This is a genomic window from Alphaproteobacteria bacterium (assembly GCA_018667735.1).
Taxonomy (GTDB): domain Bacteria; phylum Pseudomonadota; class Alphaproteobacteria; order Rickettsiales; family JABIRX01; genus JABIRX01.
This window is the reverse complement of the sequence record JABIRX010000009.1, coordinates 19,350-29,816: the sequence shown is the minus strand read 5'-3', so window position 1 is coordinate 29,816 and position 10,467 is coordinate 19,350. Positions and strand designations below refer to the sequence as shown.

The following is a 10,467-nucleotide window of genomic DNA, read 5'->3' as shown; positions in this document are numbered from 1 at the left end:
GCTAATATTGATCATGATTTTGAGGAGAGAATTTATCAAGAAGGCTTTAGTAATTACATTACAAAACCAATTATTAAAGATGAGTTATTCAAAGTTTTGCTAGAAGAAAAAACTACTGAATCAAACAATAGTGAAGATAGCTTTTTAAACTCAAATATTAAAGCTAATATAAAAGGATTAAAAATATTAGTGGTAGAGGATAATATTATTAACCAAAAAGTTATAGTAGAAATGCTATCTAATTTAGGCTGTAAGGTAGATTATGCCGACAATGGTAAAGATGCTCTTGCCATGTTAAAGCAAGAAAAATACCACCTATTATTCTTAGATTGCTTAATGCCTATAATGAATGGCTATGAAGTTATGGATGAGGTTTTGAACTTAAAAAAACGAAATCTAATTAACGAAAAGCTAAAAATAATTGCATTTACCGCTAATGCTATGAAGGAGGATAAAGAAAGATGTTTGAAATTAGGTATGCATGATTATATGGCAAAGCCTGTTAGAAAATCTGATTTAATTTATATGTTAGAGAAATGGAGTGACCTTAAATTTGATAATTTAAATGAGAATGTCGTTGAGAATCCATATATGAATAATAATTATGTTAACTCAATAGATATTATTAAGTTATATAATTTGAAATCTCTGCTTAAAGGGAAGTTTACAGAATTAATAGAATATTATGTGAAGGAAATGTTTCAGCAAACTGCGCATTTACACAAATATGCAGAAGCTAAAGATTTTATGAAAATTAAGTTTATTACACATAAAATGTACTCATCATCAAAAGAATTAGGGGCTATTAGAGTGGGTGACTTATTTAAGGAGATTGAAAGTTGTATTAATGATGATCCCAAACCAGATATAGAGAAGGTAATTGAGCTTATAGAAGCATTAAACAAGGAATGGAGTCAAGTATCTAAAATATATCTAGATATTATGAATTAGACTTCTCTAAGATATCTAAGATGGTTTTGTTAAGAGTAGATATTTCAAATGGTTTACTTATATATGCTGAAACACCTTCTTTATATGCTTCTAAAATATCATTCTCATTATTAACTGCGGTAAGAAATATTATAGGTATATTTTTGGTATCAGACCTGTTTTTAAGAATTTTTAGCATGCTATTTCCATTTATATCAGGCATTACTCTATCTAATATAATAATATCTGGCTTTAAATCTTGTACTAACCTTAATGTATTATTATTGTCAGAGTTAGTTATAACCTCATGTCCTTTTTGCTCTAACTTATCTTTTAATAAAGTTAAAATTAATTCATCATCATCAACTACTAAAATTTTAGTTTTGTTTTTTTTTGCTGTACTTTCAACTCTTGCTAATAGATCAGTTATTTCAAAAGGTTTTTGAATAAAATCAGATACACCTAAATTAATAGTATCGATCATTTTTTTATTAGTTTGATCGGAAGTAATAACAATAATGGGGGTGTTTTTATGTTTTTTAGAAATCTGAAGTTGCTTGATTAAATTTTCTGAATTTAAATCTGGCAATAATAAATCTATAATAATTATATCTAAGTTTTCTTTTTCTAAAACTTGATTAAGCTTCTCACCTGAATTTAAATTTATTACTCTATGTTTATTAAGTTCAAGCTTTTGTGTTATAAGATTATTTAATACATAGTCATCTTCTATTAGCAGAATATTTAAAGCAAATGAATTATTTTGTGTCTTGAAAATAATATTTTTTTTGTTTTGCGCTTTGTTTTTTAAAATTACTTTTATCTCTTCTAACAATATAGTAGCTATATTATCAATTTTATTAATTTCAATTTCACTAATTTTTTCTTTAGCTATTACCTTAAATATCTCTTCATTTAACACAATAGATAGATTACTAATTTCATGAAAACCAAATACTCCTGGCGTTCCTATACAATTATGAATTATATTAGAAAGCTTGGTTAACCCGGCTTGATTAAAATTATCTTTATTCTTTAAAATCTTAGGAATCTCTTCTAAATATCTCTCTAATTGTGCAAAAAACTTTGAATTAATATTTTCATTTATGATAGTTTCTTCTTCTGTAAGTTTGTTCTTAGTTAAATCAATATTAAGATATTTATTGATTAGCTTAATAAACTTAGCATCATCTAGTGGCTTTTCGATTAAATCATCAAAACCAGATGTTTTAATTCTATTATAATTTCTTTTAGAGTTATCTCCACTTATTGCAATAATAGGTAGGTTTTGAGGTAGTTTATTTTCTGCTTTTAAATTTAAAATATATTCAGCGGCCTCATAACCAGACATTTCAGGCATATAGCAATCTATTAACACTAAATCAGGCACATCATTATTCAGTGCATTAACTAAATCTTTGCCTGAGTCAAAAGTTGTAACTGCAAAGCCAAATTTTTTTATATGTTCTTCATTAATATGTCTATTAACAAAATCATCATCACCTAAAAATATTTTGATTTTATTTGTCATTTAAATTCTACCTTGATTTTGACTGTTCTTTGCTTTGGCTTTTACTTTGTGCATTGATCATATTTCTCCAGAAATTGTCACTTTCTGCTTTAGTACCAACCATAGCTCTTAGCCAAGAGATTTTTTGTTCAGTAACATATTTAGTCCAGATTCCTTTAGGTTTAGCAATACCAACTATTGTTGTTTCTTGTGGTACATTACTTAACTCTTTTGCTTGATTTAATCTTCTGGTCTCATTTATGAGTTCCATTTCTTTTTCTTGGTTTCTTTCAATTATTTCTTCTGGTTTATTATTATGATTTTTTAAATATTTCCTTGTTTCCTTGTCATATTTAACACTATATTTTTGCGTTAAATACAGATATTTAATAAGGTTAAAGGTAAATCTTATTATTTTAACGGTGATAATAGTAGCTAAAGCTAATGTTAAAATAATTAATAAAGTTGGATATTCATTCAAAATAAAATTCATCAGATTTTTTGAAAACCATGTTTTATAAAAATATTTAAAATCTCATCATTAGTGATAAACTCAAGAAATTTTCTAGCTTCTTGCATATTTTCTCCTGCTATTATTGTAATTTGGTAAATAAATCTTTGATGATACTTTAAATCTATTATTTCTATAATATTTATATTTTGATTATCATATGAGTTTGAATATCTAGTGATAGCAATTGAATCATTTATTTTAATTAATTCGGCAAGTGGGTCTGCCACTTCTATAATTTTATTTTTTGAGTTGAACAAATATTTCATATGTTTAAGCGCATTATGTGTGTACATACCAGCCATATCATTAGTCCAGTTAGGAATAAATAAAGTGAAGTTTTGATAAAAATCAACTTTATCTTCATAATTATTTAGCTCGGACAATGTAGTGTAATTAAAGTTGTAAAAATCTTTGTTTGCGACCAAGGTAAGTTTATCTTCAACTAAGTTTGTTATGCTTGAAATATTAATTAAACCCTTTTGTTTTAAGCTAGTAATCCAATCTGTATGGTCAGTAATAATTATGTTTGCTTGCTTACCATCTAAAATATCTTTTATAAGTAAATTAAGATTGTTAAATGAACCGGTGACTTTCTTGTTATATTTTGTAGAATATTCCCTAAAGATTTCCGTTAAGGCAAAGGACATATTTTTAGGAGCTAATACTACTAAGCTCTCATTTTCCGCGAAAGCACTTACTCTAAAAAATAGAAAAATATAGATGAAGACTAGGTATAATTTCATTATCAAACAAATAAATTACTATTGTAACAATGAATTGACAATTTACCATATACATTTATAAATATTTTTTTAATTTTTTATTTAATAATTATGGCTGAACCACTTATGCCCCTAGCTACAGCGGTGTGGTTAGTAGAAAATACTAGTCTAACATTTACACAAATTGCTGAATTTTGTAATATGCACGAAATGGAAGTGCAAACTATCGCTGATGATGAATCTGAACAGCAAATAGAAGGTCAGAATCCAGTAATTTTAGGTCAGATTACCAGTGAAAATTTAACAGAAGCTCAAAACAATCCAGATATTAAGCTAAATCTAATAGAATTAGTTACGCCTAAATCTAATAGAAAGATTAAGAAAGTAAAATATATACCGATAGCAAAAAGAAGGGATAAGCCAGATGCAATTGCATGGTTGGTGAAGAATCATCCCGAAATACCAGATAGTAAAATAGTTAAGCTTATTGGAACCACCAAAAAAACTATAGAATCTATTAAAGATAGATCTTATGCTAACATGACACATATTAATCCAAAAGATCCTGTTTTGCTTGGTTTGTGTAGTCAGACAGAACTTGGAGCTTTAGTTGAAAAATTTGCTAAAAGCTCAGCTCAGATAGATTCTAATTAATTTTATTTATATAATTTTCAGATTGCATTTCGATAATTCTTGAAATGCATCTTTGGAATTCAAAGCTTCCATCTCTTTCTTTGTATATTTGCTTTACCTCTGTTTCTGCTAAAAAGATAACATTTATTTTTAAATCATAAATAATATCTATAAAGCTCATAAATCTTTTAGCTTCGTTTCGATCATCTATCTGAGGTATATTGATAAAAAATAGAGTGCTAAAATTAGTGCAAATTATTTTATAGTCTGAGGCTGCATAATTTTTTCTGCAAAATTCATCAAAATCTATTATAGCAGTTGATGATGCCGCTTCACTAATAATAATATTTCTGCCCATATTCTTGAAAACATGCTCAGCTAATTTTGAGTGCCCAGTCAGATTGTCACATATATGTTTTATTTTGTTTAAATTGTAATTATTATTGGGGTAGAAATATGTTTTGCTTAAATGTGCTATTTGCTCAACTCTAAAGTCCTTGTTCCCTTTTAATTGATAAATTTCTAGTTTTGACTTGATAAAATCCACAAACTCTAAATATTTTTCTCTTTGCAAGCCACCTTTATATAAATTATCTGGATGTCTGTTCGATGTAGAAACAATAATTATGTTATATTTGAAAAAATATCTGAATAATTGTTCCAAGATCATTGCATCAGCCACATCTGTAACCTGAAATTCATCAAAACAAATAAGCTGATATTGCTTAGCATAATTTTTAGCTATTTCTTGCAAGGGATTCTTTATTTTTACTCTATGCTTTCTTATTGAGTGCAAGTTATGATGTATATCTATCATCATTTCATGAAAGTGGATACGTTTCTTCTTACATTGGCTTTTATTGAAAAATAAATCCATTATCAAAGATTTGCCTCTACCTACATCACCATATATATATATTCCAGAATTATGGTGTTTTTTTCTAAAGATTCTCTTAGCATTATTATTTAATGAGGTTAGCAGATCGTCAAGTTTGTTAACCAGATCTAGCTGATTTGGGTTTAAGGAAATTTCTTTAGTTTTTACTAAATTAAGATATGCTGTATTTAAATTATTATTCATTACATTGGAAATATTTAAAAATTATTCTACTGAATTAAAATTAAAATTAAAATATTTATCACAAAAGGTTAGTAAAATAGGCTTTGTTCCTACTATGGGTTTTTTGCATGATGGTCATTTAGCATTAATTAAAAAAGCTAAAGAAGAAAATGATATAGTGATAGCTTCAATATTTGTTAATGAAAAACAATTTAACAATAAGTTAGATTTCTTAAATTATCCCATTAATTTAGCTAGTGATTTAGAAAAATTAAGTAAGCTAGGAGTAGATATAGCTTATATACCAGAAAGTAAGTTATTTTATGTAGAACCTTTTTATGCAGAGATAAATGTTAAGCACATAACTGACAAGTTATGTGGTAGTTCTAGAGAGGGGCATTTCTCTGGTGTGGCTTTAGTTTTAACTAAATTTTTTAATCAACTTAGACCTGATAATGTATATCTAGGCTTAAAAGATTATCAGCAGTTTTTAGTTGTGAGTCAATTAGTTAGAGACTTGGATATGGGGGTTAATATAAAGCCTGTTGAAACATTTAGAGAAAATACTGGTTTAGCTTTATCTTCGCGTAATAGCCTGCTAACTGTACATGAACGAAATAACATTGCGCCTAAATTATATTTTTATTTAAGGCAGCTGGCTCAGGAGGTTTCTAATAAACCAAATCAGCTAAGTGAATTTACTGAGCTTGCAAAATCAAATATAGTTAAAGCTGGTTTTACCAAAATAGAATATTTAGAGATTTTAAATAATAATTTAGAAAGTTTTAATAATGTTAATGATGCCAGAATATTTGTCGCAGCAATAATAGGCAAAGTAAGGCTAATCGACAATTTAGAGATATGTTAGAAAAATATATACATAGAAATTTTTTGAGGTTTTTTATATTAAATATGCTTATTTTTATAGGCATTATATGGTTGACTAGAATAGTAAAATATTTGGATTTTGTAACGGATAAAAACATGCATATGTTAGATTTCCTAATTTTGATCTTACTTTTACTTCCAAGATTGGGCGATTTTTTAATTCCCGTTGTAATATTTGCATCAATAATTTTTTCTTATAATAATTTAACTAATTCCAAAGAAATATTTGTTATTAAATCAGCTGGTGTTAGTAGATTAAAAATTTTAAAAATTTATAGTAAAGTTGTCTTATTAATAATTTTGTTTAATTATTTGCTTAGCTTTTATCTTGTGCCTTTATCTATGAGGGGTGTAGATGAGCTAAAATTAAAATTAGCTAACGAATTAATCATTAATTCAGTTGAGGCAGGTAGTTTTAATAAAATATCACCAGAAATTACTGTTTATGTTGAAGATAAAGAGCAGAATATATTAAAAAATATTTTTATTTACCAAAAAGATCAAGCTAAGAGTGCCATTATTACTACCGCAAAAAAGGGTGAAATAGTTAGAAATAAAAACCAGATTTTATTAGCATTAGAGACTGGAAACCGTATTACGATAGGCGAAAATAAATATGCTAATAAGTTCTTGACTTTTGACAAATATATCACTGATTTAGATATGATAAATAATGTAAATAAAAAGCTGCAGAGAAAAAATGATATCTCCAATTTATACTTTCATGAATTGTTAACTCTTGATTCTGATAGTAATAAACACAAAGCTGAGATACATCATAGAATCATGTGGCCATTTTTAAGTATGGTAATATTTGTGGTAGTTTTAACTATCATGATGTTTGGTGATTATAACCGCAATGGGCACACAAAAAGAGTTTTATCGGCTATTATTGTAGCATTAATAATATTACTAGCTTATTTTGCAGCTAAAGATCAATTTACCAACAGAATAGAGCTTGTATTTGCAACATATATATCTATTGTTATCATTCCAATAAGCATGATATTTGTTAATCAAGCGAGCAGAATAAGGTTAAAATATGGCGAAAAATAATATCTATCCAATAACTGATGCAAATCCAGATTTTTCTAGGTTAGAAGAAAAAATACAAAAATATTGGCATGATAATAATATCTTTAAGCAATCTGTTGAAAACAGGTCTGCTAAAAAGGAAGAAAAAAATAATGAATATGTTTTTTATGATGGCCCACCATTTGCAAATGGCTTACCGCATTATGGTCATTTATTAACAGGTTTTGTAAAAGATATTTTTGCCAGATATCAAACACAAATAGGAAAAAGAACGGAAAGAAAATTTGGTTGGGATACGCATGGTCTGCCAGTTGAAATGGAAACAGAAAAAGAGCTAAAAGTTTCAGGTCGAAATGCGATAGAGGAATATGGTATAGCAAAGTTCAATGACGCTTGTGAGACTTCAGTCATGAAATATGCAGAGCAATGGCAAGAATATGTAAATAAGCAGGCCAGATGGGTTGACTTTGAAGGTGGCTATAAAACCATGGATTTAAATTATATGGAGTCTGTTATGTGGGCTTTTAAAGAGCTACATAATAAGGGGCTTATATATGAAGATCTTAGAGTTATGCCTTATTCTTGGTCATGTCAGACTCCGCTATCTAATTTTGAAACAAGATTAGATAATTCTTACCGTGAAAAAGAAAGTAAGGCAGTAACATTAGGCTTTGAGCTTCCTGAAATGAAGGCCAAAATTTTAGTCTGGACAACTACGCCATGGACTCTTCCTTCAAATTTAGCTTTAGCAGTTGGTGCTGATATAGATTATATAAGGTTTTCTTATCTGGATCAAGATTATATCATAGCAAAATCCTTACTAAAAAAATATAAGAAAGAGCTTCCAGAAGAGCAATTAATAATTAAAGATACATTTAAGGGGAAGGATTTAATCGGCATTAAATATAAGCCTTTATTTGACTACTTAGTTAAAGACAATAAGAAGTTTAATCTTGATTCTGCTTTTAAAATATATGGAGCTGAGTTTGTAACTACTGAAGATGGAACTGGTATAGTGCATATAGCGCCTGGCTTTGGTGAAGATGACCAAGAATTATGTAAGAGGCATAATATCCCAACAATATGTCCTGTAGATGAAGCTGGTTGTTTTGTTTATCCTGTAACTGAATTTGAGGGGCGTCATGTATTTGATACAAATATAGACATTATAAAAAAACTAAAAGAGCAGGGTAGTTGGCTTAAAACTGAACAATATATACATAATTATCCTCATTGTTGGAGAAGTGATACTCCATTAATATATAAGGCTATGCCATCATGGTATGTAAGAGTTACTGATTTTAAAGATAGAATGGTAGAGCTAAATCAGGAAATTAACTGGATTCCAGGACATGTTAAAGATGGCTCTTTTGGTAAGTGGTTAGAGGGTGCAAGAGATTGGTCAATTAGTAGAAATCGTTTTTGGGGCTGCCCGGTGCCTATTTGGCGTAGTAATGACCCTAAATATCCTCGTCTAGATGTTTATGGTTCTATTGCAGAGCTGGAAAAAGATTTTGGTACTAAAGTAACTAATTTACACCGTCCTTTTATTGATGACCTTACCAGGGTAAACCCCGATGACCCAACAGGTAAATCAATGATGGTAAGAGTAACTGATGTGTTAGATTGTTGGTTTGAATCTGGCTCTATGCCTTACGCTCAATCGCATTATCCATTTGAGAATAAAGCTTGGTTTGAAGAGCATTTTCCAGCAGATTTTATAGTAGAATACACCGCTCAAACTAGGGGCTGGTTTTATACTTTAATGGTTTTATCAACAGCCTTATTTGATCGTGTACCTTTCAAGAACTGTATATGTCATGGTGTTATTTTAGATGAAAAATCACAAAAATTATCTAAAAGGTTAAAAAACTATATTTCACCCTTAGATATTTTTGCCAAATATGGTTCAGATGCTATGAGATTTTTTATGGGCTCAAGTCCAGTGATGAAGGGAAATGAGCTAAACATAGACAAAGAAGGGGAAGTATTTAGAGATAGTTTAAGATTATCAATCAAGCCTATTTGGAATAGTTATAATTTTTTCTGTATATACGCTAATGCGGATAATATTAATGCTGAATATAAATTAGAGAGTAGTAATGAGATGGATAATTATATATTATCTAAACTCAAAGATCTGGTTGTAAATATTAAGTTAAATATGGATAATTATGATCTGCCTAATAGCTATGCTGCTATTGATAGTTTTTTTGATATATTAAATAATTGGTATATCAGAAGAAATAGAGATAGGTTCTGGCAAAAGGAAGTAAATAATTCTAAATTAGAGGCATATAATACACTCTATACGGTTTTAAATATCGTTACACGAACAGTGGCACCTCTTATACCTCATTTAGCAGAGGAGATTTTTCAGGGTATAGAGCAACAAAGCTTAAACTCTGTACATTTACAAGATTATCCAGATGTTAACTCATTAAATTATAAGCATGAGTTGGTGGAGGATATGGATAAAATTAGATCAATTTGTACAACTGCTCACTCGTTAAGATCAAAGCATAATATTAGAACAAGACAACCAATATTAGAGGTTAAAATTATTGGTGCATCTTATCTTAGATTAGAAAAATATTCTAAATTAATATGTGATGAAATAAACGTTAAAAACATATCTTTTATTAAAGAGATAGGTAACTTAGCTGAATTAAAACTAGATCTAAAATTCAAAGTTTTAGGTGCCAGATATGGCGCTAAAACCAAAGAGATCATTTCAGCTGCAAAAAAAGGAGAGTGGCTTGAGACTAAGGAAGGTAAAATTCAGATTAATAATATTATTTTAGCTGATGATGAATATGAATTGGCTTTAAAGGCAAAAAGCTCAAATATGCAATCACTTTCTTCACATGATGCACTTATTGCTATTGAAACTAATTTAACACAAGAGTTAATAGAAGAGGGTTTAGCAAGAGACTTAGTTAGATTAATTCAACAACAGAGAAAAGAGTTGGATTTTGATATAACTGATAAAATTATTATAAACTTATCTTCATCATCAGCAAAAATAGAGCAAGTATTGAATAGCTTTATAGAATATATAAAAGAGCAGACACTTGCGGAATCTATCTTGTTAGATGATAAGGTTTCTGACAATGCTGTAAAAATAGATGATGTGCAAGTTAGCTTAGAGATAAAAAAATATTAAGGTAATATT

General features: G+C 28.6%; 9 protein-coding genes. 5 read left to right on the top strand and 4 right to left on the bottom strand.

Annotated features, from left to right (window positions below):
* Nucleotides 1-951: response regulator (locus HOH73_00980; GenBank protein MBT5827440.1), on the top strand; the 951-nt coding region annotated here is incomplete at its 5' end.
* On the opposite strand, the gene HOH73_00975 is transcribed toward HOH73_00980, so the two are convergent.
* Genes HOH73_00975 through HOH73_00965 form a run of 3 tightly spaced genes read right to left on the bottom strand, consistent with a single transcriptional unit; the run spans nt 941 to nt 3,697 of the window.
* Nucleotides 941-2,461 (bottom strand): response regulator, encoded by a 1,521-nt coding sequence (locus HOH73_00975; protein MBT5827439.1) that lies wholly within the window; start codon nt 2,459-2,461, stop codon nt 941-943. The two genes, HOH73_00980 and HOH73_00975, sit on opposite strands and share 11 nt — an antisense overlap.
* Before the next feature lie 7 nt (nt 2,462-2,468).
* Nucleotides 2,469-2,933, bottom strand: coding sequence for a hypothetical protein (locus tag HOH73_00970; protein MBT5827438.1), 465 nt, complete (start codon nt 2,931-2,933; stop codon nt 2,469-2,471).
* Nucleotides 2,933-3,697: a solute-binding protein gene (locus HOH73_00965; protein MBT5827437.1), complete on the bottom strand. Its 765-nt coding sequence runs from the start codon at nt 3,695-3,697 to the stop codon at nt 2,933-2,935. Before HOH73_00965 ends, HOH73_00970 begins: the two co-directional genes overlap by 1 nt.
* A gap of 90 nt (nt 3,698-3,787) precedes the next feature.
* On the opposite strand from HOH73_00965, the gene HOH73_00960 reads away from it, so the two are divergent.
* Nucleotides 3,788-4,330 carry a DUF1013 domain-containing protein gene (locus HOH73_00960; GenBank protein ID MBT5827436.1) on the top strand — a complete coding sequence of 181 codons (543 nt, stop codon included), beginning with the start codon at nt 3,788-3,790 and terminating at the stop codon, nt 4,328-4,330.
* Here HOH73_00960 and zapE read toward each other — a convergent pair.
* Entirely contained in the window at nt 4,323-5,390 is a 1,068-nt protein-coding gene (gene zapE / locus HOH73_00955) for a cell division protein ZapE (protein ID MBT5827435.1), read from the bottom strand. The genes HOH73_00960 and zapE overlap by 8 nt on opposite strands.
* Nucleotides 5,391-5,394: 4 nt before the next feature.
* Between zapE and HOH73_00950 the strand changes: the two genes are divergently transcribed.
* From HOH73_00950 to HOH73_00940, 3 genes are read left to right on the top strand one after another with little or no spacing between them, the layout of a single operon-like run.
* Complete coding sequence (locus tag HOH73_00950) at nt 5,395-6,237, top strand: pantoate--beta-alanine ligase (GenBank protein ID MBT5827434.1); 843 nt, start codon at nt 5,395-5,397, stop codon at nt 6,235-6,237.
* Nucleotides 6,231-7,313, top strand: a complete 1,083-nt coding sequence (locus tag HOH73_00945; protein MBT5827433.1) for an LptF/LptG family permease — start codon at nt 6,231-6,233, stop codon at nt 7,311-7,313. The genes HOH73_00950 and HOH73_00945 overlap by 7 nt, the downstream gene beginning before the upstream one ends.
* Nucleotides 7,300-10,458 carry an isoleucine--tRNA ligase gene (locus tag HOH73_00940; GenBank protein MBT5827432.1) on the top strand — a complete coding sequence of 1,053 codons (3,159 nt, stop codon included), beginning with the start codon at nt 7,300-7,302 and terminating at the stop codon, nt 10,456-10,458. Before HOH73_00945 ends, HOH73_00940 begins: the two co-directional genes overlap by 14 nt.
* Nucleotides 10,459-10,467: the final 9 nt, after the last annotated feature.